Below are 23,766 nucleotides of genomic sequence, written 5' to 3' on the forward strand. Positions count from 1 at the left end.
CGATGAGTACTGTGCTGACCGAGTTCGCGGACGGCGTCGCGGTCATCACCATCAACCGGCCCGCGGCGCGCAACGCCGTGGACCTGGAGACGACGAAGGCGCTCGCGGCGGCGATCGACGAGCTGGAGTCGCGGCCCGACCTGTCGGTGGGGATCCTGACCGGGACCGGTGGCACGTTCTGCTCCGGCATGGATCTGAGGGCGTTCGCGCGCGGCGAGAAGCCCGCCCTGCCGGGGCGGGGGTTCGCCGGGATCACCGAGCGGCTGCCGGAGAAGCCGCTGATCGCGGCGGTGGAGGGCTGGGCCGCGGCGGGCGGTTGCGAGCTGGCGCTGGCGGCCGATCTCGTGGTCGCGGCCCGCGATGCCCGGTTCAGCCTGCCCGAGGTCAAGCGAGGGCTGATCGCGGTGGGAGGCGGGTTGCTGCGGGTGGCGAAGGCGTTGCCGCACCACCTGGCCATGCAGCTCGTGCTCACCGGTGATCCGTTGACGGCGACGCGGGCGCACGCGTACGGGCTGGTCAACGAGCTGACCGAGCCCGGTGGAGCGCTGGAGGGGGCGCGGGCGCTGGCCGCCAGGATCGCCGCCAACGCCCCGTTCGCGGTACGGATGTCGAAGCGGGTCCTGTCGTCGTCGGTGGCCTACACCGACGAGGCGGCGTTCGCGGCGCAGCGGGAGGTGTGGGCCGAGGTGGCGGCCTCCGCCGACGCGCAGGAGGGCGCCCGCGCCTTCGCCGAGAAGCGGGCACCCGTCTGGCGCGACCACTGACCCGCTCAGGCGTCGAGAACGAGCGTGATGGTCTCGGCGACGCAGGCGGGTTCCCGTGCCCCGTCGAGCTCGATGGTGTAGCGCGTGGTGAGCGCGGCGCCGGCCGCGGTCTCGCGTAGATCGGCGAAGGTGGCCGAGGCCCGCACCCGTGATCCCGCGGTCACGTGTGCGGGGAAGCGGGCCTCGTTGAGGCCGTAGTTGACGCGGGCCCGGCCCAGGTCGAGGCGGAAGAGCCGGCTCCCGAAGTGCGGGATCAGCGACAGGGCCAGGTATCCGGGGCCGGACGCGGCGGTGGTGAAGGCGTTGATGCGCTCCTGGCCGACGACCAGCCAGTCGCTGGGGCCGAGCGGCTCGCCGAGAGCGGTCCTCAGCTCCGCCAGGGACGTGAAGACGCGGGCGGTCATGATGTCACCCGTTCGAAGACGGCCGCCAGGCCCTGGCCGCCGCCGATGCACATGGTCTCCAGGCCGTACCTGGCCTCGCGCCGGCACAGCTCGCGGGAGAGCGTCGCCAGCATCCGCACGCCGGTGGCGCCGACCGGGTGGCCGAGCGAGATGCCGGAGCCGTGCACGTTCGTACGCTCCAGGTCCTTCTCGCCGAACTTCCACTCCCTCATGACCGCCAGCGCCTGGGCCGCGAACGCCTCGTTGAGCTCGATGAGGTCCATGTCGGCCAGCGAGAGGCCGGCCCGGCCCAGGGCGGCCGCGGTGGCGGGCACCGGGCCGATGCCCATGGTTTCCGGCGCGACGCCGGCCACGGCCCAGGACACCAGGCGGACCAGCGGTCGCAGGCCGAGCCGGTCGGCGGCCTCGGGGGTGGTGACGAGGCACATGGCGGCGGCGTCGTTCTGCCCGCTGGCGTTGCCCGCCGTGACGGTCGCGTCCGGGTCGGAGCCGAGGAGCAGCGGCTTGAGCCTGGACAGGGACTCCACGGAGGTGTCGGCGCGGGGATGCTCGTCGGCGTCGCCGCTCCCGGTGGGGATGATCTCCTCCGCCAGGACGCCGCCGGCCTGGGCCTTGACCGCGCGCTGGTGGGACAGGAGGGCCAGTTCGTCCTGTTCGCGGCGCGAGATCGCGTACGCGCGGCGCAGGTTCTCGGCCGTCTCGATCATGCCGCCGGGGATCGGGTGGCCGCGCCCGCCGGCGGTCTGCCGGGCGCGTACGAGGCTGTCGTGCACGGTGACGCCGTTCCGCGCGCCCCATCGCATGTCGGTGGAGTAGAACGTGGCGTTGCTCATGCTCTCCGTGCCGCCCGCGACGACGACCTCGTGGACCCCGGTCTGCACCTGCATGGCGGCGTGGATGACGGCCTGCAGGCCCGAGCCGCACCGGCGGTCGAGGTGGAGGCCGGGCACGTGGGCGGGCAGGCCGGCGTCGAGCGCGACGACGCGGCCGATCGCGGGGGCCTCGCTGCTGGCGTTGCAGTGGCCCAGGACGACGTCCTCGATCGCGTCCGGCGCCAGGCCGGTGCGCTCGATGAGGCCCTTGAGCGCGATGACGCCGAGGTCGGCCGCCGTCAGGCTCCTGAACATCCCGCCGTAGCGGCCTATCGGGGTGCGGACGGGCTCGCAGATGACCGCCTCACGCATGGCCGGCCCCTTCCAGTTCGATCGTCAAGGTGCTGCGGGGCTCGGAGTCGGCGCCGTACACGCCCAGAGTGAGCGGGGGGTCCTCGACGCGCCGGAGTTCGGCGCTCTGGCCGCAGAACAGGGGTCCCCGGTTCCGGTGCCGCACGCGGACGACCCCGCCCTGGTGTCCTTCGAGGCGGAGCACCTCCGCGAGGGCGAGCGTCATCAGGGGGCCGTGCACGACCAGGCCGGGGTAGCCCTCGACGCGGGTGGCGTACGGCCAGTCGTAGTGGATGCGATGGGGGTTCGCGGTCGCCGCGCTGAAGCGCATCAGAAGGGTCGGATCCGTGGCGAAACGCCACGCCCACTCCCCCACTCGGGTGAAGGGCGCTCCGGCGGGGGTCGCGTCCGGCGGGTCTGGGAAGGGAGACGCGGCGGGTCCGGCGTCCCGGTAGATGAGGTCCTGGCGTTCCTCGATCGCGAGCTTGTCGTGCTCGTCGTACAGGCTGGTGACGACGGTCACGACGACGAGGAGGCCCGAGCGGCCGGACTTCTCGGTGACCGACTCCACGCGCGCCTCGCGGCGGACCGTGCCGCCGACCGTGAGCGGGGCGTGGAAGACGACCTCGCCACCGGCGAACATCCGGCGCGGCAGCTCCACCGGCGGCAGGAACGACCCGCGCGCCGGGTGGCCGTCGGCGCCGAGCGCGGACGAGCGGGGCCAGCGGGCCAGGGCGAGCCAGTGCCACAGCGGCGGGAGGACGTCTCCCGGGCCGATCGCGGGCGTGCCGTCGTCGAACAGCGCCGACAGGGCCACCACGGGCTGGGGGTCGACCGTCTCGGTCGTGACGACGGTGTGCGGTCGCCAGCTCACATGAACCGTCCGCCGGTGACTTCGAGCACGGTGCCGGTCATGTACGAGGACAGGTCGCAGGCCAGGAACAGGGCCACCGAGGCGACCTCGTGCACCTCGCCCGCCCGTCCCATCGGGATCTCGGCCAGCTTCTGGTCCCACGCCTTCCGCGGCATCGCCTCGGTCATGGCCGAGCGGATCAGGCCCGGCTGGATGGCGTTGACCCGCACGCCGTGGTGGGCCAGCTCCTTGGCGGCGGCCTTGGACAGGCCGACGATGCCGGCCTTGGCGGCGGAGTAGTTGGTCTGGCCGACCATGCCGACCTTCCCCGACAGGGAGGAGATGTTCACGATCGCGCCGCTCTTCTGCTCGCGCATGACGGCGGCGGCCTTGCGGGTGCCGTTCCAGGTGCCCTTGAGGTGCACGTCGATGACCTGGTCGAACTGCTCCTCGGTCATCGTGCGCAGGGTCGCGTCCCGGGTGATCCCGGCGTTGTTGACCATGACGTCCAGCGAGCCGAACGCCTCCAGCGCCGTCGCGATCAGGGCGTCCACGTCGGCGGCGCGGGTGACGTCGCACCGGGCCGCCCGGGCGGGGCCGAGCTTCTCGGCCGCGGCTTCGGCGGCCTCCAGGTTGAGGTCGCCGATGACGACCCGGGCTCCGTGGCCGGCGAAGAGCTCCGCGATGGCGAGCCCGATGCCCTGGGCGGCGCCGGTGACGACCGCGGTCTTGCCGTTGAGCAGCATCTTGTTCCCTCAGGTGATGGGGTTGCGGGCGATCAGCTGGGCCGCGATGACGTTGCGCTGGATCTCGTTGGTGCCCTCGCCGAGGATCATCAGCGGGGCGTCCCGGAAGTAGCGCTCGACGTCGAACTCCTTGGAGTAGCCGTAGCCGCCGTGCACGCGCATCGCGTCCAGCGCCACCTGCATGGCGGCCTCGGAGGCGAACAGCTTGGCCATGCCGGCCTCCATGTCGGCGCGGGCGCCCTCGTCGAGCCGGCGGGCGGCGTCCGAGGTCAGCAGCCGGGCCGCCTGGACCTTGGTCGCCATGTCGGCCAGCAGGTTGCCCACCGACTGGTGTCTCCAGATCGGCTTGCCGAACGACTCGCGTTCCTGCGCGTACCGCACCGCGTCGTCGAGCGCGGCCTGGGCGACGCCGACCGCGCGGGCGGCGACCTGGATCCTGCCGACCTCCAGGCCGCGCATCATGTGCGTCCAGCCCTGGTCCGGCTCGCCGCCGAGCACGGCGGAGGCGGGGACCCGCATCTCGTCGAAGACGAGCTCGCAGGACTCGACGCCGCGGTAGCCGAGCTTGGGCAGGTTCTTGGAGACGGTCAGGCCGTCGCCGGGCTCGACGAGGAGCACGCTCATGCCCCGGTGCGCCGGCTTCGCGTCCGGGTCGGTCAGGCAGAGCAGGCCGAGGAGGCCGGAGTGGCGGGCGTTGGTGATCCAGGTCTTCGACCCGGTGATCACCAGGTCGCCGCCGTCCCGGCGGGCGTGCGTGCGCATCGCCTGCAGGTCGCTGCCGCCGCCGGGCTCGGTGAGCGCCATCGCCGCCCTGATCGTGCCGTCGGCCATGCCGGGAAGGTAGCGTTCGCGCTGGTCAGGGGTGCCGAACGTACGAATCAGGTAGGTGATCACCGAGTGCCCGCCGATGGCGCCGGCCAGGCTCATCCAGCCGCGGGCCAGCTCCTCGGTCACCCGGGCGAAGCACTCGGTGCTCACATCCACGCCGCCGTGCTCGGCGGGGGCGAGCAGGCCGAAGAAGCCGAGCTTCTTCATCTCCTCGATGAACTCGGCGGGGTAGGCGTCCACGGACTCGTAGTCCCGAACCCGGGGTCGCACCCGCTCGTCGACGAATTCGCCGGCCAGGGCGACGATCTCCCGTTCGTCCTCGGTCAGTGCGCTCATGATCGCTCTCCGCTTCGTTCTGTTCGCAGGATCCGGTGGGCGCGGTCGGCCACGGGTTTGTCCACCATGTGCCCGTCGATGACGGCGACGCCGCCGCCCGCGCCTTCGACGATCGATCGGGCCCAGCGCACCTCGTCGTCGCCGGGGCGCAGGGCCTCCTCGGCGACGGGGACCTGGTTCGGGTGGACGCACAACTTCCCGGTGAAGCCGAGCCGGCGGGCGTGGCGGGCGTCGTCGCGTACCGGCTCCGGGTTCCGTACGTCGCCGGTCACGCCGTCCACCGGCGGGGCGAGGCCCGCGGCGGCGGAGGCGAGCACCAGGGCGGCGCGCGCCGCGGCCAGGGCCGTTCGGTCGTCCGGGGCGACGCCGAGCTGCGCGGCCAGGTCGAAGGCGCCGAACGCGAGCCGCTCCACTCCGGGCACGGCGGCGATGGCGGGCGCCCCGATCACGCCGGCGGCGGTCTCGATCAGGGCGATCAGGCAGGTGAGGCGGCCGGCCAGGCCCCGCAGCGCGGCGGTGTCCTCGGCCTTGGGCACCATGACCGCGCACGCGAACCCGGCGATCGCCCACACGTCCGCGTCGTGCCAGGGGGTGCCGGGCGGATTGATCCGCACCGCGCACGTGTGGCCGGCGGCCAGCCAGGCGGCCACGTGCTCACGGGCCTCGGGCTTGTGCCCGGCGGGCACCGCGTCCTCCAGGTCGAGGACGACGAGGCCGGGCGCCGCGGCGTGGGCCTTGGCGAAGCGCTCCGGGCGGTCGCCGGGGACGAACAGGAGGGTACGCGCGTCGCGTACACGATGGGCGAGCGGCGTCATCCCGCGTCCTCGGTCGTCCGGATGACGCCGTTCTTGCGCAGCGCCGCCAGGTCGTCGTCGGACAGTCCCAGCTCGTTCCGGAGCACCTCGTCGGTGTCGCGGCCCACCGGCGGGGCCGGGAGCGGGGGTGACTGCTCGCCGTCGATCACCACGGGCGATCCGGGCGCCCAGTGCGTGCCCACCCCGGGCTGCCGGATCTCCCCCATCAGCGGCATTCCGGGCAGCAGTTCGGCCAGCTCGGCGAGGTTGCGGTACCTCGACCACAGCACGCTCGTGGAGCGCAGAGCCTCTTCGGCCTCGGCGAGCGTCCGCGTCTCGAACCAGCCCGCGACCAGGTCACCGAGCACCTTGCGGTGCCGGAAACGCTGCGACTCCTCCGCCAGGTCGGCCCCGAGCGCGGTGCCCAGCGCGGACACCACCTCGGTGAGGCCGGTGGCGGCCAGGAGGTCGCGCCAGTGGCGGGCGGTGAGCGCCACGATCATCAGCCGCCCGCCGTCGGCGGTGCCGAAGTCGCGGCCGAACGTGCCGTAGACGTGGTTGCCGTCGCGTTCCCGCGAAGGGCCGCTCAATTGCGCCTCGGCCAGGTAGCCGAGGTTGCCCGCGGTCGCCAGGGCGACGTCCTCCAGCGCGACCCGCACCTGCCGCCCCTCCCCCGTGAGCAGGCGGTCCCGTTCGGCGGCGAGCAGGCCGGCGGCCAGGTAGAGCCCGGCGGCGACGTCCCAGGCGGGCACCACGGTGTTGATCGGGCCGGAGGCGTTCTCCGGGCCGGTGAGCAGCGGGAATCCGGTCGCCGCCTGGACGGTGTAGTCGACCGCGGCCCCGCCGTCGCGGCGGCCGGTGAGCAGCACGTGGATCACGTCGGGGCGGCGTGCCCGCAACGCCTCGAAGGTCAGCTCCGGGTAGCGGCCGGTGTTGGCGATCACGATCCCGCCACCGCCGACGACCAGGTCGGCGGCGAGCCGGCGGCCCTGCTCGGCGGACAGGTCCACCTCGATGGCGCGCTTGCCCTTGTTCAGCCCGGACCAGTACAGGCTCGTCCCGCTCTCGGCCAGCGGCGCACGTGTACGGTCCACCGCCCCGCCGATCGGCTCGACCCGGATCACGTCCGCGCCGAGCTGCGCGAGGGTCATCCCGCTGAGCGGCGTCGCCACGTAGCTGGAGATCTCGACGATCCGCAGGCCCCGCAGCGGCCGGGTCACCGGTGCGCCCCCTTGAGCAACTGCTTGGCGATGATGACCTTCTGCACCTCGCTCGTGCCCTCGTACAGCCGGAACAGGCGGGCGTCGCGGTAGAACCGCTCGACCGGGACCGACCGCATGTAGCCCAGGCCGCCGTGGATCTGGACGGCGCGGTCGGCCACCCGGCCGACCATCTCCGAGCAGAACAATTTCGCGCACGAGGGCGCCATGCGCCGGTCGCCGCCGTCGTCGTAGGCGCGCGCCGCCTCCATCACCATCGCCCGCCCGGCCATGAGCTCGGTCTGCGACTCCGCGAGCATCGCCTGCACCTGCTGGAACTCCGCGATGGGACGCCCGCCCTGCCGGCTGGCCGCCGCGTGGGCGACGCTCTCCTCGACCAGCCGCTGGGCGAGCCCGACGCAGATCGCCGCGATGTGCAGCCGGCCACGTGCCAGCGAGCGCATGGCGGCCGCGAAGCCCTCGCCCTCGACCCCGCCGACCAGCGCGGACTCGGGCACGAAGACGTCGTCGAGAAAGACCTCCGCGGTGTGCGCGCCGCGCTGGCCCATCTTCTCGTCCTTGGGGCCGACCCGCAGTCCTTCCGCGCCGGACTCGACCACGAAGACCGAGATGCCCTTGGTCCCCTCGGTGTCGGCGTTGGTCCTGGCGAAGACCATGAACAGGTCGGCCCGGTCGGCGTTGGTGATGAAGCGTTTCTGGCCGGTGATCCGGTAGCCTCCCTCGGCCCGGACCGCCCGGGTCCGCAGCCCGCTCGGGTCCGAGCCGGCCTCGGACTCGGTCAGCGCGAACGACGCGATCTTGGTGCCGGCGGCCAGCTCGGGCAGGTGCCGCCGCCGCTGTTCGTCGGTGCCGAAGTTGACCAGCACCTGGCCGGCGATGCCGTTGTTGGTGCCGACCATCGAGCGGAAGGCCGGCGTGGTGTAGCCGAGCTCCATCGCCAGTCGCACGTCCTCGGTCATGGTGAACCCGAGCCCGCCGTGCTCCTCCGGCAGCGCGAAGCCGAACAGCCCCATGCCGGCCGCCTTGGCGCGGATGGCCTCGGGGATCTCGTCGGTCTGCTCGATGACGTCTTCCGCGGGCACGACCTCCTTGCGTACGAAGGTGCGCACGGCGGCCAGCACCGCCTGGAACGCTTCGGTCTCCACTGTTCAGCTCCTGATGATCGTAGCGAGCCGGGCGCGCAGCTCGGCCTTGAGGATCTTTCCGGCGGGCGAGGTGGGCAGCGCGCCGACGACGTGAACTTCCCGGACCTTCTTGTACGGCAGCACGCGCTCGGCGACGAACGCCATGACCGCCTCCGGGTCGACGTCCGCGCCCCGCCGCGGCACGACGAATGCGACCGGCTCCTCCCCCACCTCCGGCACGGGACGGGCGACGACCGCGGCCGCGCCCACGTCGGGATGGGCGTGCAGGATGTCCTCCAGCTCGCGCGGGTAGACGTTGTAGCCCTTGTAGATGAGCATGTCCTTGGCCCGGCCGGTGATGAAGACGAAGCCCTCCTCGTCGATGCGGCCGAGGTCGCCGGTGCGCAGCCAGCCGCCGGCGAACTGCCCGGCGGTGTCCGCCGGCCGGTTCAGGTAGCCGGCCGTGACCTGCGGGCCGCGTACCCAGAGTTCGCCGGGCTCGTCCGGGCCGAGTACGGCCGCGCCGTCGCCGGGCGAGCGGATCTGCACCGTGGTGTCGAAGATCGGCAGGCCGGCGCTGCCCGGTTTGCGGCGGGCGCCGCGCAGCAGGGGTGCGGCGGTGACCAGGCAGGTCGCCTCGGTGAGGCCGTACCCCTCGCTGATGATCGCGTTGGGGAAGGCGGCGGCGAGCGCGCGCAGGGTGGCCGGGTCCATCGGGGCGGCGCCCGAGGAGATCACCTGGACCGAGGACAGGTCCCGGATGCCGAGGCCGGGGCTGTCGAGCAGCGCGTGCCACATCGCCGGGCTGCCGGTGACGTAGGTGGCGCGGTGGTCTTCGATGGCCGTCAGGAGGCGCTCCGGGTGGAAGCGGCCTGGCAGCACGATGGTGGTGCCGCACAGCAGCAGGAAGTTCACGTTGATGAGCGCGTGCGCGTGGAACAGGGGCGCCACCGACACCGTGACCGCGTTTCCCGGGCTCACTCCCGCATCGTGCAGGCCGGGGATCGGGCGCAGCCGGGGGACGCCGTCGTCGGTGGTGAGCAGGTGGGCGGCGCGCCAGGCGGTCATCTGGGTGACGTTGGCGACGACGTTGCGGTGCAGGACCCGCACGCCCTTCGGCTCTCCGGTGGTGCCGCCCGTGTAGGCGATGTGGGCCACGTCGTCCGGGGTGACGGCGGTCTCGGGGGCCGTGGCCTGGCCCGTGATGACGTCGGCGACAGGCGGGACGAGCACGATAGTGCGCAGGGCGCTCTCCGGCGCGGCGGCCCGCAGGGTGGCGACGTGGTCGGGGTGGCTGGCGGTGAGGACCGCGCCGCTGTCGAGCAGCTGGGCACGCAGGGCCGGGGCCGGCTGCCGGGGGTCGGCCAGCACCACGGTCGCGCCGGCGAGCAGCGCTCCGTAGTAGCCGGCCAGGAACCAGACGCTGTTGGGCAGGTGGAGCAGGACGGCGTCGCCGTCACGCACGCCGGCGTCGCGGGCGGCGTGCGCGAACGCGACCGCCCGCGCGTGGAGCTGAGTGAAGGTGAGCCGCTCCGGCCCGTCGATGACGGCCGTCCGGTCGCCGTGCAGGCGCGCCGCGGTGGTGAGCAGTTCCCCCACGGTCAACTCGGGGTAGTCGAGCGAGACCGGCATTCCCGCCGGCCAGTACGCGTTCACCGCACCGCCCCCTCCACGAGAAGACTCTCGATCTCCTCGGAGGTATGCCCCAGTTCGGCGAGGATCGCGCGGGTGTCCCGGCCCGGGACCGGCGCGGCCGCCGGGCCGCCGCAGGGGGTGCCGGCGAACCGGGGCGCGGGCGCGGGGTGGATCGCGCCCGACGCGTCGGCGGTGAAGCTGCCCCGGGCGGCGTTGTGGGGGTGCGTGACGACCTCGTCCATGGTCAGGACCGGTGTCACGCAGGCGTCGACGTCGGCGAAGCGCTCCGCCCACTCGTCGCGGGTGGCGTTCATGAACGCCTTGGCGAACGTCTCCCGCGTCGCCGGCCACGTGTCCGGGTCCCGCTGGGCGGCGAGGTCGATCTCATCGGCGACGCCGAGGACGTCGGCCAGCCGGGCGAAGAAGGCGGGTTCGATGGCGCCCACGGCCACGTGCCGTCCGTCGGCGCACTCGTAGGTGTCGTAGAAGGGGGCGCCGCCGTCGAGCACGTTCGCGCCGCGCTCGATGGTCCAGGCGCCCTGGGCGTATCGGCCGTAGATCATCGCCATCAGCAGGCCCGAGCCCTCCACCATCGCCGCGTCCACGACCTGGCCGCGTCCGGACGTGCGCGCGTTCAGCACCGCGGCCAGCACGCCGAGTGCCAGCAGCATGCCGCCGCCGCCGAAGTCGCCGACCAGGTTGAGCGGGGGTGTGGGCGGGTGATCGGGGCGGCCGATCGCGGCCAGCGCGCCGGAGAGGGCGATGTAGTTGATGTCGTGGCCGGCCCGCGCCGCCAGCGGGCCGTCCTGGCCGAAGCCGGTCATGCGGCCGTACACCAGTCGCGGGTTGCGCTCGGCCAGCATCGCGGGATCGAACCCCAGCCGCTCGGCCACGCCGGGCCGGAAGCCCTCCAGCACCGCGTCCGCCGTGTCGATCACGGCCCGCACGACGGCGGCGCCACGGGGGTTCTTCAGGTCGGCGACCAGCGAGCGGCGTCCGCGGTCGAGCACCGGGTTGGGGCGCGTGTCCCGATCGGCGGGGCGGTGCACGCGGATCACCTCCGCGCCCAGGTCGGCCAGCATCATCGCGGCGAAGGGGACGGGGCCGATGCCGCCCAGCTCGACGACGCGCACTCCGGCAAGGGGCCCCTCGCCGGGTTCGCGGCCGGTCATCGGCCCTGCCATTCCGGACGGCGCTTCTCGGCGAAGGCGCGGGCGCCTTCCTTGGCGTCCTCCGAGGCGAAGACGGGCTCGATGATCCGGCGCTGGCGGGCGAACCGCTCCGCCTCCGGCCACTGCTCGTGCTCCTCGATCACCCGCTTGGTGGCGAGGATGGCGAGCGGGCCGTTCTCCGCGATGCGGGCGGCGAGCCCGAGCGCCGCGTCCAGCGCCTCGCCGTCCTCGGTGAGCCGGTTGACCAGGCCGATCTCGTACGCCCGAGCCGCCGTGACGAGGTCGCCGGTCAGCGCGAGCTCCATCGCGATCTGCCGGGGTACGCGATGCGGCAGGCGCAGCAGACCGCCGGCGGCGGCCACCAGCCCCCGCTTGACCTCCGGGATGCCGAACTTCGCCGTCCGCGCCGCCACCACGAGATCGCACGCGAGGACGATCTCGCAGCCGCCCGCGAGCGCGTACCCCTCGACCGCCGCGATCAGCGGCTTCCTGGGCGGCGCCTCGGTGAGGCCCGCGAATCCCCGGCCCTCGATGCTCGGCCGCTCGCCGCGCAGGAACCCCTTCAGGTCCATCCCCGCGCAGAAGGAGCCGCCGGCCCCGGTGAGAACGCCGACGGAGAGGTCGTCGCGCCGGTCGAGCTCGTCGAGCGCGGCGGCGATGCCCTCGGACACCGCCCGGGTGACGGCGTTCTTGGCGTGCGGCCGGTTGATGGTGATCACCGCGACGCGCGACTCGTGGCGCACCAGCACGTCGTCGCCCACGGCGGTCGAGCTGCTTCCCGTTGTCATCGTGCTCCTGGTGTGGTGGGTGTCCCGGCGTACCCCGACTGCATCATCACCGCGCCCGTACGCGCAAAGACCAAGGTGCGATTGGATCTATCGGCGATGCCTATGAGTAGAGTTCAGGCCATGGACCTGCGACTCGTGGCGTACTTCGTAGCGGTCGTCGACCACGGCGGCGTCACCAAGGCCGCCCGGGCGCTCTACCTCGCGCAGCCGTCGCTGTCCCTGGCGATCCGCAGCCTCGAACGCCAGCTCGGCGCCCAGTTGTTCGACCGGTCCGGCCGCGGGCTCACCCTGACCACCGACGGCCGTGCGTTCGTCGGGCCGGCGCGGCAGATCCTGGCCGACATCGAGGCCGCCAAGCGGCGCGTGCACGCGGTCCGGGATCTGGTCACCGGGCGGCTGGAGATCGCCGTGCTGTCGGCGTTGTCCGCCGACCCGCTGCCGCGGCTGACCAGCGCCTTACACCGGCGGCATCCGGGCATTCTGGTCACCGTACGCGATCCGGGCAGCTCGTCCGGGATTCTGAGCCAGGTCCGCCAGGGCGAGGCCGAGCTGGGGCTGACGGACTTTCCGGTGAAGAGCGACATGGTGCGCACCCGCGAGCTCTGGGAGGAGGAGATCGTCCTCGTCCTCCCACCCGACCTGGCCGCCACGCTGCCCGACCCCGTCCCGCTCACGGCGATCGCCGGCGTTCCCCTGGTCCTGGAGTCCTCGCAGGCGGGCGGCCGGGCCGCCATCGACCCCGCCATCGACGGTATCCTCGGGCAGGCCGGCGCTTTCGTGGCCGTCGAATGCGCGCACCGGCAGGCGATCTGGGACCTGGTCACGCACGGCGCGGGCGCCACGTTCCTCCCCCGGCGCATCGCCGAGACGGAGCTGCGCGACGTGGTCGTACGGTCCACGTCGCCGCCGGTCCGGCGGACGGTGCGGCTGGTGTTCCGGCCGGGACCGCTCTCCCCCGCGGCCACGGCGTTCCTGGACGTGGCGGCGGAGATGAGCCGGGACCGCCTCTCATAGGTTCGGCCTATCGGACGATGCGGCGTTCGCTCTTTGCGCCGCGCCCGCTGTGATGGTCGACTCTCAGCAGCGTGTCACCCGGATGCGAAGGAGAAGACGTGAACCCGCCACCGGTCTACTCGGGGATGACGATCAGCGACCAGCTCGCCCGGCACGCCCGCTCCGTCCCCGGCGCCGTGGCGCTGCGCATGGACGGGGTGGATCGCACGTACGGTGAGCTGGACGTGCGGGTCAACCGGCTGGCTCATGCCCTTGGGGCGCGCGGGGCGGGGCCGGGCGAGCGGGTCGTGGTGATGACGTACAACGGCCTGGAGATGGCGGAGGTCTTCTTCGCCTGCGCCAGGCTGGGGGCCATCTGCGTGCCGGTGAACTTCCGGCTGCACGCCGACGAGGTGGCCTACCAGCTGGCCGACAGCGGGGCCGTGGTGGCCGTCGTCGAGTCCGGGCTGGCCGCCACGTTCGCCCGGGCGTGGAAGGACGTGCCGACGGTGCGGCACTGCCTGGTGACGGGGGCGGACTCCGTACCGGTCGCCGGCATGGAACGCTATGACGACGCGCTGCGCGCCGCGCCCGAAACGGATCCCGGGGTGGCGGTCGACCTCCACGCGCCCGCCTTCGTCATGTACACCTCCGGCACGACCGGGCGCCCCAAGGGCGCGGTGCTCACGCACTACAACCTGGCCGTCCAGACCATGAGCAGGTTCGCCCACATCGGTGTGCCGAGCGACTGCCGGGTGTGGCTGATCAGCACCCCGCTGTTCCACATCGGCGGCCTGGCCGCGCTGCTGTCCAGCGTCATGGTCGGCGGGCGGACGGTGATCGCCAGGTCGGGCCGGTTCGACCCGGCGGGGACCGTGGAGCTGCTCGAACGCGAACGTATCGGCTACTGCTTCCTCGTCCCCGCCCAGTGGCAGGCGGTCTGTGACGTCCCGGGGATCGCGGACCGGGATCTGTCCGCCCTGCGGCTCATCTCGTGGGGCGCCGCGCCCGCGACGAAGGCGTTGCTGCACCTGATGATCGAGACGTTTCCCGGTGCCCGGTTGCTGAGCGTGTTCGGGCAGACGGAATCGAGTGCGGTGTCGACCGTGCTTCTCGGTGAGGACGCGCTCCGCAAGATCGGGTCGGTGGGGACCCCGCTGGTCAACGTCGAGGTGCGGATCGTGGACGAGCAGATGAACGACGTGCCGCGGGGCGAGATCGGGGAGATCGTCTACCGGGGGCCGACGATCATGACGGGCTACTGGAACAAGCCGGCCGAGACCGCGGCGGCCTTCGCTGGCGGCTGGTTCCACTCCGGTGATCTCGTGCGCCAGGACGAGGACGGCTACATCTACGTGGTCGACCGTCTCAAGGACATGATCATCTCGGGTGGTGAGAACATCTACTCCGCCGAGGTGGAGGAGGCCATCGCCGCGCATCCGGGGGTGGCCGAGGTGGCCGTGGTGGGCGTGCCGGACGAGCGGTGGGGCGAAACGCCGCTGGCCATCGTGGTGCCCACCTCCACGGCCGGTTCGCTGACCGCTGAGGAGGTCGGTGAGTGGTGCCGGGGGCGGCTGGCGGCGTACAAGGTGCCGCGGCGTGTCGCCGTGGTCGCCGAGCTGCCGCGTAACGCGAGCGGGAAGGTGCGCAAGCACGAGCTGCGCCAGGCCTACGGGCCGGCCGCCTCGGCCACGCCGACGAACGCCCGGCCCGCCGGTGAGAGCGCCTCGGGGTCGTAGACCAGCCCGTACGCCCGGCTGATCCGCGGTTCCAATGAGCGGACCACGGCCCCCCGGGCCGCGGCGGCCTCGGCCATCGACCGTTCGAGGAATGTGGCGCCCACCCCGGCGAGCACGAACGGCAGCCGCGCCTCGCGGTGCTCCACCACGACGGCCGGTCTGACGGCCCGGCCCGCGGCCGCGATCGCCTGCTCGATCTCGCCGACCGCCAGGGAGCTGCCCTGCGGTACGGTCACGTGCGGCATGTCCGGCAGCTCGGCGAGCGGCAGCGGATCCGGCGGCGGCGCGGAGCCGGGAGGCAGGACGAGCCAGTATTCCTGCACCCCGAGCTCGCGTACCTTCAGGCCCGCGCAGTCCTTCGCGGGCAGATGGCAGAACACGATCTCGCAGTGTCCCTCCCTGATCAGGGAGGCCGCCATCGTCTCGTCGCGCAGGTCCCCGATGCGGATGGAGACCTTCGGGAACTCCCTGCGGAAGGTGCCGGCCAGGCGGGCCACCGGATCCGCGGACAGGGCGGGCATGGCGAAGACGTCCAGCCGCCCCCGGGGCCGCCCGGCCGCGTCGACGAGCGAGCCCTCCGCGGCGACGACGTCGCGCAGGATGCGGCGCGCGGGCCCGACCAGGCTGTGCCCGGCCGAGGTGAGCACCATGCCGCGGCGGATCCGGTGGAAGAGCGGGACGCCGAGCTCGCGCTCCAGCCCCTGGACGGCCTGCGAGATCGTGGGCTGGGCGACGTCGAGCACGGTCGCCGCGGCGTTGATGCCGTTGTGGTCGACGACCGCCAGGAAGTACTTGATCTGGTGCAGGTCCACGGCCTGACTGTATCCAGCTCCGGACGTACATCCAGCTCCGGACATACGACGCCTTCAGCGCGGCGCCATGCGGATGGCGCCGTCGAGCCGGATGGTCTCGCCGTTGAGGTAGCCGTTCTCCAGGATCTGGCACGCGAGCCCGGCGAACTCCTCCGGCCGGCCGAGCCGGGCCGGGTTGGGGACGGTGGCCTCCAGGGAGGCGCGCACGTCCTCCCGCAGGCGGGCCAGCAGGGGCGTGTCCATGATCCCCGGCGCGATCGTGCACACCCGGATCGACCGGCTCGCCAGGTCACGGGCCGCCGTCAGGGTCATGCCGACGATGCCGGCCTTCGCGGCGGTGTACGGGATCTGACCGATCTGTCCCTCATAGGCGGCGACCGACGCGGTCAGCACGATGGCGCCGCGCTCGCCGTCCCTCTCGTCCTGGCGGGCCATGCGGGCGGCGGCAAGACGCAGGGCGTTGAACGAGCCGATCAGGTTGAGCCTGATCACCCATTCGAAGTCCTCCAGGGACCCCGGCTCGCCCTCCTTGTCCAGCAGCCTCAGGCGGCGACCGGCGCCCGCGCAGTGCACGAGCCCCCGCAGGCCGCCGAACTCGTCCGCCACGTCGAGCGCCGCCGCGAACTCGCCGGCGTCGGTGACGTCCGCGGCGGCGAACCTCGCCGCCGCGCCGAACTCCTTGACGACGCCGGCGCCGGCGGAGCCGGGCAGGTCGATGATGACGACCTTGCCGCCCGCCTCGATCAGCCGCCGGGCCGTCGCCAGCCCGAGGCCGGACGCGCCTCCCGTGACGGCGGTGCACAGTCCTTCCAGACGCATGGGTCAGCCCTCTCTTCGGAGCGGTTCGGAGCGGTTCAGAGCAGTTCGAGGATGGTCGCGTTGGCCATGCCGCCCGCTTCGCACATGGTCTGCAGCCCGAAGCGAAGGCCCTGGTCCTTCATGTGGTGGACGAGACGCGTCATCAGGACGGCGCCCGAGCCGCCCAGCGGATGCCCCACGGCGATCGCCCCGCCGAGGGGGTTGAGCCGCTCTTCGGAGGCCCCGGTCTCGGCCTGCCAGGCCAGCGGGACCGGCGCGAAGGCCTCGTTCACCTCGAAAGCCCCGATGTCGTCGATCCGCAGGCCGGACCTCTTCAGCGCCTTGGCCGTGGCCTCGATGGGCGCGGTCAGCATGATGACCGGATCATCGGCGGCCAGCACGGCGGTGTGCACCCGGGCGATCGGCCGCAGCCCGCGCGCCCGGGCGAGCTCGCCCGAGGTGATGAGCAGGGCGCCCGCGCCGTCGGAGATCTGCGAGGCGTTCCCGGCGGTGATCACGCCGTCCTCGCGGAACGCGGTCTTCAGCCCGCCCAGCGTCTCCACCGACGAGCCACGGCGAATGCCTTCATCGGCTCGCAGCGTTCCCGGTATCGAGGTGAGTTGTCCGTCGAGCGCGCCCGAGTCGACGGCCGCCGCCGCCCTCTCATGGGAGCGGGCCGCGTACGCGTCGAGCCGCCGCCGGGACAGGGCCCACCGTCCGGCCATCATCTCCGCGCCGATGCCCTGGTTGAACCCGGACACGCCGTACCGTTCGAGCACCTCGTCCGGGTACGGCCGGCCGTCCCGCGCGGCCGAGCCCATGGGCACGCGGCTCATCGACTCGGCCCCACCGGCGATCACGAAGTCGTAGTGTCCGGCGACGACCCCCGCGGCCGCGAAGTGGACCGCTTGCTGGCTGGAGCCGCACCGGCGGTCGACCGTGGTGCCGGGAACGGATTCCGGCCATCCGGCCGCCAGCACGGCGGCCCGTCCGACGTTGCCGGACTGGTCGCCGACCTGGCTGACGCAACCCCAGACGACGTCGTCGATCTCGCCCGGCTCCACTCCGGTACGCCCGGCGAGCGCCTTCAGCACGTGTGCGGAAAGGGTCACGGGGTGAATGCCGGACAGGGCGCCGTTGCGTTTTCCGATGGGGGTGCGAACCGCATCGACGATGACCGCGTCCCTCACGCGCTCCTCCTCGTACTCACTGGTGCCATGGAATGGGATTCGCCGCTCGGAGCGTCTCGAATCAACCACACGCCACGGACCCGGCACAAAGCCCGGATGGCGATCAGGGCTATCACCGATACCTATATGACGGGTGGTGTGCGGCAGAGTGGCCGTCATGGGAACGAGTCTTGGAACTGTGGTGGTCACCGGTGCGGCCGGGCGTATCGGGTCGGTGGTGCGGGCCGGTCTGCGCGGTGAGGCGGAACGTCTGGTGCTCGTCGATCGGGTCGGCCTCGTCGCGCAGTCGCCGGCCGAGGAGGTGCGGCGGCTCGATCTGCGCGACGCCGGCGCGGTGACGGCGGCCTTGGAAGGGGCGGACGCGGTGGTGCACCTGGCGGGCGTGCCGGATGAGGCGCCGCTGCCGGACCTGCTGGAAGGCAATGTGCGGGGGACGCACAACGTGCTGGAGGGTGCGCGCCGGCAAGGGGTCGGACGGGTCGTGCTCGCCAGCAGTAACCGGCTCACCGGCTTCTATCCGGTCTCGACCACCGTCACGGCCGACATGCCGCCGCGCCCGGACGGCCTGTACGGGGTGAGCAAGGTGGCGGTCGAGGCACTGGGGCGTCTGTACGCGGACAAGTTCGGCCTGTCCGTGGTGTGCCTGCGCATCGGCAGCTTCGAGGACGAACCGGCCGATCGACGGCATCTGGCCACCTGGCTGAGCCCGCGCGACTGCCTCGGCTTCGTCCGCGCCGCTCTCACCGCCCCCGGCATCGACTTCACGGCCGCCTATGCCGTGTCCGCCAACACGCGCCGGTTCTGGGACGTGGAGCCGGCCCTGGGATACACGCCCGTGGACGACGCGGAAGCCTTCGCGGCGCGCATACCCCCGGAAGAGGCGGAGCACGACGTGCAGGGCGGCGCGTTCGCCGGCGCGGAATACACGCTCCGGCACCTGTGAGCGGCCACGAGGGCCGCTCACGCAGGTGACGATCAGGCGCGGTGATACTGGACGGGGGTGCCGACCTGGCCCCCGAGCTCCTCGGCGGCCCGGCGCGCCCAGGAGGGGTTGCGCAGGAGTTCGCGGCCCAGCAGGACGGCGTCCGCCTGGCCCGAGGTGATGACCTGCTGCGCCTGGGCGGGCTCGGTGATCAGGCCGACGGCCGCGGCGGGGACACCGGCTTCGTCGCGTACCCGCGCGGCGAACGGCACCTGGTAGTGGGGCTCGGCCACGATCTTGGCGCCGGGAGCGTTGCCGCCGGTGGAGACGTCGAGCAGGTCCACGCCGCGGGCGTGGAGCTCCTTGGCGAGGCGGACGGTGTCGTCCGCGGTCCAGCCGTCGCGGTCGTCCTCGGGGTTCTCGGTGAGCCAGTCGGTGGCGGAGACGCGGAAGAAGAGCGGCAGGTCCTCGGGCCACACCGCGCGTACGGCGTCGACGATCTCCAGCGCGAAGCGGATCCGGCCCTCGAACGAGCCGCCGTACTCGTCGGTGCGGTGGTTGCTGTGCGGGGAGAGGAACTCGTGGATCAGGTAACCGTGGGCGCCGTGAATCTCGACGACCTCGAATCCGGCTTCGAGCGCCCGCCGGGCGGCGTCGGCGAACTCCTGGACGATCTCACGGATGCGCTCCGCGGAGAGTTCCTCGGGCGTGGTCGACGCGGGGGCGAAGGAGACCGCGCTGGGGCCCAGCGGCGTCCAGCCGTACGGCTCGTCCGGAGTGATCGGGCGCCCGCCGTCGACCCAGGTGCGCTCGGTGGACGCCTTGCGCCCGGCGTGGGCGAGCTGGATGGCGGGGACGGTGCCCTGCGACTTCAGGAACGCCGTGATGCGCTGGAACGCCGCCACCTGGACGTCGTTCCAGATGCCGAGGTCATAAGGGGAGATCCGGCCCTCGGGGCTGACGGCGGTGGCCTCGGTGACGATCAGGCCGGTCCCTCCGGAGGCGCGTGCGGCGAGGTGGGCGAAGTGCCAGTCCGTCGGAACGCCTGCCGTCTCACCCTCCGGCTCGGCGCTGTACTGGCACATCGCCGCCATCCAGATCCGGTTGGGGATGGTCAGCGACCTGAAGGTGACCGGGGTGAACAGGGTGGGCATCTCGGAACTCCCGTACGCGCCTGACGGGTCGGCCGCCGGGGCGAGAGGCGCGTCGCTCGCACACGACGATGAAGATAATTGCACACGCTTGCTATTTATTCCATCCGGTAACCAGCGTACGCAATGAGAAAGGCCCGCCATATGTCCGCTGAATGCCCTGGATCAAGAGTCTCCGGCGGCTCACACTGAGCCTGGCCGATCGCCACCTGGAACGGCCTACCCAAGTTTCTAGGAGGCGCGGTGCGCTGGCGTCTGTGTGCTCTCGTCATGGGAGCGATGACCCTCCTGTCAGGCTTGTTACCGGTTTCGACGCAGGCGCAGGCGCAGGCGGCGGTGGATCCGGCAGGATCGGCGCCCTGGGCCGTCCAGGAGGCGAGGCGGACCGGCGAGCGGGTCCCGGTTCCGTCGGAGCGGACCGAGGTCCGCGACGTCTACGCCAACCCCGACGGGTCGTTCACGGCCGAGCTGCACACCGTCCCGGTCCGCGTGCGGCGCGGCACGGGATGGGTACCGGTGGACGCGACGTTACGGCAGCGCCCCGACGGCGGCGTGGAACCGGTCGCGAGCACGGTTCCGGTCGTCTTCTCCGGCGGCGGCGACCAGCCCCTGGCCCGGCTCGGGCAGGGTAAAGGGCAGGGCAAGGGGCAGGTCGCCGAGTTGCGCTGGCCTGGCCCCTTGCCGAAGCCGGTGCTGAGCGGCGACACGGCGACCTATCCCGAGGTCCTCCCGGGTGTGGACCTGCGCATGACGGCGACGGCCCAGAGCTTCTCGCGGACGCTGGTGGTCAAGAACAGGGCCGCGGCGGCGAATCCGAAGCTGACCGAGCCGGCCGGCGAGAAGCTACTCGGAGCCGGAACCACGACGATGTGGGACTCGGCGCCGTCGGCCACCGTGCGACGGCTCACGCCGGGCGAGGACTCGCCGGCGCTACGGGATGCGGCGACGACGTTCCCGGTGCAGATCATGACGGACTACCCGGCCGCGTTCACGGGGTGGTCGCTGCTGTACTCCGACGCCGGCCACTTCTGGGGCGGCGACACGGAGAAGCTGGCCAAGGTCGGCTACTGCGGCTGGAGCGGCTGCAACGGCGTCGGGATCGCCAGGACCTACTTCCAGTACGACGCGTCGTTCCTGATCGGCAAGCACGTGCTGAGCGCCGAGTTCAACGTGTTCGAGGACTACTCGCCGTCGTGCGCCAAGAAGGACCTGGAGGCGTACGGCACCAACCCGGTCAACTCCGGGACCACCTGGGCCACCCAGCCGTACCCGGGAGGCGAGCCGGTCCATCTGGGCACGCAGAACATCGCCCACGGCTACAGCGCGACCTGCCCGGGATCGTGGGTCTCGTTCGACGCCATGGCGGCGGTCCGCAAGGGGCTGACCTCGCACGGCGGCCATACGGCGATCCTGCTGAAGGCGTCCGACCAGGATGAGAACGCGCGCGACAAGTACGCCTGGAAGAAGTTCAAGACGCAGAACAAGGAGGGCGACAAGGCCCAGCCGGACCTGGTCGTCACCTACAACACCGTCCCCGCCGCGCCGTCCGGTCAGACGGTGGAGGGCAGGACGTGCGCGCTGGCGCCGGACGAGCCGCGGGTCAACCCGTACGTCGACGGCGACCCCAACCACGGGATGCGCGGGCCGCGGCTCGCGGCGGCGGTCTCCGACCTCGACGGTGGGCTGGTGCGGGCCGAGTTCGAGTGGTACGCGAGGGGCGGCGCGCGGCTGGGCGGGGTCGTCACCGACCCCAAGCAGTCGGGTTCGACCTTCACCGCCGAGGTGCCGTCCGCGTACGCCGCCGACGGGGCCGAGCTGGCGTACCGGGTGCGCGGCACCGACGGGATCGACTCCGGCCCGTGGGGTCCGTGGTGCGACGTCACCGTCGACAGGACGGGCCCGGACAAGACGCCCAAGGTGAGCTCGGTGACCTACCCCGAGTGCGCGCCGCCGGACTACGACCCCTGCCCCGGAGGCGGTGCGATCGGGTTCACCGGCGGGTTCGCCTTCGAGGCGAACGGCGTGGCGGACGTCGCGGGGTTCGAGTACTACCTGCTGGGCTTCCAGGGCAGATCGTACGTCGCCGCCGAGTCGGGCACCGCGAACGTGCTGGTCACTCCCCCTGAGGACGCCCGCAGAGACCTGTACGTCCGCAGCGTGGACCGGGCGGGCAACGCGGGCCCCGAATACCGCTACAGCTTCTGGGTCGGCTCCGGCACGCCCCCCAAGGGACACTGGAAGCTGGACGGATACGTCGAACCTGCCGTGGTCGACGACTCGCCGAACGGCCACGACGCGACGGTCGCCCTCGGGCCGGCGGCGCAGTGGCAGGCCGGCCGGCACGGGGACGCGCTGTGGCTGAACGGGTCCACCGGCTACGCCGGCACCGGCGGCGGGCCCACCGTGGAGACGGACAAGACGTTCACCGTCTCGGCCTGGGTGAAGCTCGATCGCCTGGACTCCACTGCCCGGACGGCGGTCAGCCAGGACGGCGGCCAGGTCAGCGCCTTCTCGCTGCGCTACGACCCGGCCACCCAGAAGTGGAACTTCACGATGCCGGCCGCCAACGGCTCCGGCGCGGAGCGGCGCAGCGCCGAGTCGGCGACGACGGCGGTCGCCGGCCGCTGGACGCACCTGCTGGGCACGTACGACGCGGCCGCCGGACAGCTGAGGATCTATGTGGACGGCGTGCCCGGCACCACCACCGGCCACACCACGCCGTGGAAGGGCACCGGGACGGTGCAGCTCGGCCGCGCCCAGGCGGCGGGCGGGCCGGTGGAATACTGGCCGGGCGCGCTGGACGAGGTGCGGATCTACGACCGGCTGCTGACGGCCGGCGAGATCCACGACCTGGCCGCCGCCCCGGCCACCGAGGAGCTGTTCCTGCCGCTGGACGACGGATCGGGCACCACGGCGCAGGAGGTCTCCGGCAACTACCGGATCGGCACGCTCGCCGGTGGCGCCTCCTGGACCACCGGCCAGGTGGGCACCGGGGCGGTGCGGCTCAGCGGCGGCTCCGTGTCGACCGGCGGTCCCGCGGTGCGCACCGACGCGAGCCTCACCGTCGCCGCCTGGGTCAAGCTGGACGCCGCCGACGGCCAGACGCGTACGGTCCTCAGTCAGGACGCCGGCCAGGGCAGCGGCTTCCAGTTGCGTTACCGCGGCGACACGCGCAAGTGGTCGTTCGCGCTGCCGGGCTCGGCGAGCGACACCCAACTGACCGTCAGCGCCGACTCGGCCGACGACGCGCAGGCCGGCGTGTGGACCCATCTGGCCGGGGTCTACGACGCGGCCGCCAAGGAGATCCGTCTCCACGTCTACGTCGACACCACGAAGACGAGCAGGACGACGGCGACGGCCACGGTGAACGCCACCGGCGCGTTCCAGGTCGGGCGGGGGCGGCAGAACGGCGCCCCGGCCACGCCGTTCGCCGGGGTGATCGACGACGTGCACGCGTGGACCGGCGTCCGCACGCCGGCCCAGATCGCGGAGGAGCGCCGCAACCCGGTCACCCAGCGTTCCACGGCCTACGCTGGCCAGCTCGGGCGGTTCTTCAACCTGTCAGGACGGCATATCGTGACGACGGGGCCGGTGCCGCTGGGCTCGCACTTCGAGTTCTCCCTCGGCATGCCGGCGCCGGCCGACGCGCCCGGCACCCAGACCGTCTATTCCTGCCGCAACGGCGCGGCCGACTATTTCCTCGACCTCGACTGCGGCACCTTCACCAACCTCGGCGCCATCGGGCGCACGTACACCACGCCGCCGGCCGGTGTGCCCACGCTGCGCCTGTATCGGTGCCTGATCCCCAATGTGGGGCACTTCGTGTCCGTCGATCCCGGCTGTGAGGGCCAGACCACGGAGGCGACCCCGCTCGGTCACACCCGCGCGTACACCCACCTGATCAGGCATCTGGCGACCGGCTACCCGTACGACCACGCGAGCGACACCGGACGGCTGGCGGCGAACTACCGCCCGGAGCGCGCCATCGGCGCCCTGTCGATGACCCGGCTGCCCGGCACCACCGCGCTGATGGACTGCCGCGACGGCACCGACTTCTTCACCTCGACCGACGCCACCTGCGACAACAAGACGGTGGTGCGCCCGCTCGGCTACATCTGGACCGCCCCGCCGCAGAGCGTGCCGGGCGCGCCGGGGGCGGTCGGCGCCGAACTGTTCCGCTGCCGCGCGAGCTGGGGTGACCTCTTCGACTCGCTCGACCGCAACTGCGAAGACCAGCAACTGGACCGCTCTCTCGGCTTCGTCGCCACCGGCCTGTGACCCGGGAAGGAACTCGAGCAACCCATGCCTCAAACCCGTTGGCGATCGTGGTCGAT

20 protein-coding genes are annotated in these 23,766 nt (G+C 72.6%); 5 read left to right on the forward strand and 15 right to left on the reverse strand.

From position 1 onward, the window contains the following. Positions 1-2: 2 nt before the first annotated feature. The gene (locus C4V41_RS44605; protein WP_103962100.1) at positions 3-764 is read left to right on the forward strand and encodes a crotonase/enoyl-CoA hydratase family protein; all 762 of its coding nucleotides are present in this window, start codon (positions 3-5) and stop codon (positions 762-764) included. A 5-nt stretch (positions 765-769) separates the two neighbouring features. Here the strand turns inward: C4V41_RS44605 and C4V41_RS44610 are convergent, their stop codons facing one another. From C4V41_RS44610 to C4V41_RS44660, 11 genes are read right to left on the reverse strand one after another with little or no spacing between them, the layout of a single operon-like run. Beyond that, positions 770-1,168 (reverse strand): hotdog family protein, encoded by a 399-nt coding sequence (locus C4V41_RS44610; RefSeq protein WP_103962101.1) that lies wholly within the window; start codon positions 1,166-1,168, stop codon positions 770-772. After that, positions 1,165-2,352, reverse strand: coding sequence for an acetyl-CoA C-acetyltransferase (locus C4V41_RS44615; protein WP_103962102.1), 1,188 nt, complete (start codon positions 2,350-2,352; stop codon positions 1,165-1,167). The genes C4V41_RS44610 and C4V41_RS44615 overlap by 4 nt, the downstream gene beginning before the upstream one ends. Continuing rightward, positions 2,345-3,205, reverse strand: a complete 861-nt coding sequence (locus C4V41_RS44620) for an FAS1-like dehydratase domain-containing protein (RefSeq protein WP_103962103.1) — start codon at positions 3,203-3,205, stop codon at positions 2,345-2,347. The genes C4V41_RS44615 and C4V41_RS44620 overlap by 8 nt, the downstream gene beginning before the upstream one ends. After that, on the reverse strand, positions 3,202-3,930 hold the full coding sequence (fabG, locus tag C4V41_RS44625; RefSeq protein ID WP_103962104.1) for a 3-oxoacyl-ACP reductase FabG: 729 nt from the start codon (positions 3,928-3,930) through the stop codon (positions 3,202-3,204). The genes C4V41_RS44620 and fabG overlap by 4 nt, the downstream gene beginning before the upstream one ends. A 9-nt stretch (positions 3,931-3,939) precedes the next feature. After that, on the reverse strand, positions 3,940-5,094 hold the full coding sequence (locus C4V41_RS44630; protein ID WP_103962105.1) for an acyl-CoA dehydrogenase family protein: 1,155 nt from the start codon (positions 5,092-5,094) through the stop codon (positions 3,940-3,942). Further along, positions 5,091-5,909, reverse strand: coding sequence for an HpcH/HpaI aldolase/citrate lyase family protein (locus C4V41_RS44635; RefSeq protein ID WP_103962106.1), 819 nt, complete (start codon positions 5,907-5,909; stop codon positions 5,091-5,093). Before C4V41_RS44635 ends, C4V41_RS44630 begins: the two co-directional genes overlap by 4 nt. Then, positions 5,906-7,108: a CoA transferase gene (locus C4V41_RS44640; protein WP_103962107.1), complete on the reverse strand. Its 1,203-nt coding sequence runs from the start codon at positions 7,106-7,108 to the stop codon at positions 5,906-5,908. The genes C4V41_RS44635 and C4V41_RS44640 overlap by 4 nt, the downstream gene beginning before the upstream one ends. Next, complete coding sequence (locus tag C4V41_RS44645) at positions 7,105-8,253, reverse strand: acyl-CoA dehydrogenase family protein (protein ID WP_103962108.1); 1,149 nt, start codon at positions 8,251-8,253, stop codon at positions 7,105-7,107. Before C4V41_RS44645 ends, C4V41_RS44640 begins: the two co-directional genes overlap by 4 nt. Before the next feature lie 3 nt (positions 8,254-8,256). Then, the gene (locus C4V41_RS44650) at positions 8,257-9,888 is read right to left on the reverse strand and encodes a class I adenylate-forming enzyme family protein (protein WP_200824651.1); all 1,632 of its coding nucleotides are present in this window, start codon (positions 9,886-9,888) and stop codon (positions 8,257-8,259) included. Next, a complete protein-coding gene (locus C4V41_RS44655) occupies positions 9,885-11,039 on the reverse strand; it encodes a CaiB/BaiF CoA transferase family protein (protein ID WP_200824652.1) in 1,155 nt (384 codons plus the stop codon). The genes C4V41_RS44650 and C4V41_RS44655 overlap by 4 nt, the downstream gene beginning before the upstream one ends. Further along, positions 11,036-11,800, reverse strand: coding sequence for a crotonase/enoyl-CoA hydratase family protein (locus tag C4V41_RS44660; protein ID WP_103962110.1), 765 nt, complete (start codon positions 11,798-11,800; stop codon positions 11,036-11,038). The genes C4V41_RS44655 and C4V41_RS44660 overlap by 4 nt, the downstream gene beginning before the upstream one ends. Positions 11,801-11,947: 147 nt before the next feature. On the opposite strand from C4V41_RS44660, the gene C4V41_RS44665 reads away from it, so the two are divergent. Continuing rightward, complete coding sequence (locus C4V41_RS44665; RefSeq protein WP_103962111.1) at positions 11,948-12,841, forward strand: LysR family transcriptional regulator; 894 nt, start codon at positions 11,948-11,950, stop codon at positions 12,839-12,841. A 98-nt stretch (positions 12,842-12,939) separates the two neighbouring features. After that, positions 12,940-14,559 (forward strand): long-chain-fatty-acid--CoA ligase, encoded by a 1,620-nt coding sequence (locus tag C4V41_RS44670; RefSeq protein WP_235030770.1) that lies wholly within the window; start codon positions 12,940-12,942, stop codon positions 14,557-14,559. Here C4V41_RS44670 and C4V41_RS44675 read toward each other — a convergent pair. The 3 genes from C4V41_RS44675 to C4V41_RS44685 are packed head-to-tail and all read right to left on the reverse strand — an operon-like array spanning position 14,490 to position 17,359. Then, positions 14,490-15,371 (reverse strand): LysR family transcriptional regulator, encoded by an 882-nt coding sequence (locus C4V41_RS44675; RefSeq protein ID WP_103962113.1) that lies wholly within the window; start codon positions 15,369-15,371, stop codon positions 14,490-14,492. The two genes, C4V41_RS44670 and C4V41_RS44675, sit on opposite strands and share 70 nt — an antisense overlap. 54 nt (positions 15,372-15,425) lie before the next feature. After that, positions 15,426-16,190 carry an SDR family NAD(P)-dependent oxidoreductase gene (locus C4V41_RS44680; protein WP_103962114.1) on the reverse strand — a complete coding sequence of 255 codons (765 nt, stop codon included), beginning with the start codon at positions 16,188-16,190 and terminating at the stop codon, positions 15,426-15,428. A 35-nt stretch (positions 16,191-16,225) separates the two neighbouring features. Then, positions 16,226-17,359: a thiolase family protein gene (locus C4V41_RS44685; RefSeq protein WP_103962115.1), complete on the reverse strand. Its 1,134-nt coding sequence runs from the start codon at positions 17,357-17,359 to the stop codon at positions 16,226-16,228. Positions 17,360-17,516: 157 nt separating this feature from the next. Between C4V41_RS44685 and C4V41_RS44690 the strand changes: the two genes are divergently transcribed. Beyond that, positions 17,517-18,302 (forward strand): NAD-dependent epimerase/dehydratase family protein, encoded by a 786-nt coding sequence (locus tag C4V41_RS44690; RefSeq protein WP_200824653.1) that lies wholly within the window; start codon positions 17,517-17,519, stop codon positions 18,300-18,302. A gap of 32 nt (positions 18,303-18,334) precedes the next feature. Here C4V41_RS44690 and C4V41_RS44695 read toward each other — a convergent pair whose 3' ends face one another. After that, a complete protein-coding gene (locus C4V41_RS44695) occupies positions 18,335-19,435 on the reverse strand; it encodes an NADH:flavin oxidoreductase/NADH oxidase (RefSeq protein ID WP_103962117.1) in 1,101 nt (366 codons plus the stop codon). 276 nt (positions 19,436-19,711) lie between these two features. On the opposite strand from C4V41_RS44695, the gene C4V41_RS44700 reads away from it, so the two are divergent. Further along, the gene (locus C4V41_RS44700; protein ID WP_146104021.1) at positions 19,712-23,710 is read left to right on the forward strand and encodes a LamG-like jellyroll fold domain-containing protein; all 3,999 of its coding nucleotides are present in this window, start codon (positions 19,712-19,714) and stop codon (positions 23,708-23,710) included. Positions 23,711-23,766 lie beyond the last annotated feature (56 nt).

This window comes from Nonomuraea solani (assembly GCF_900108335.1).
Lineage (GTDB): Bacteria > Actinomycetota > Actinomycetes > Streptosporangiales > Streptosporangiaceae > Nonomuraea > Nonomuraea solani.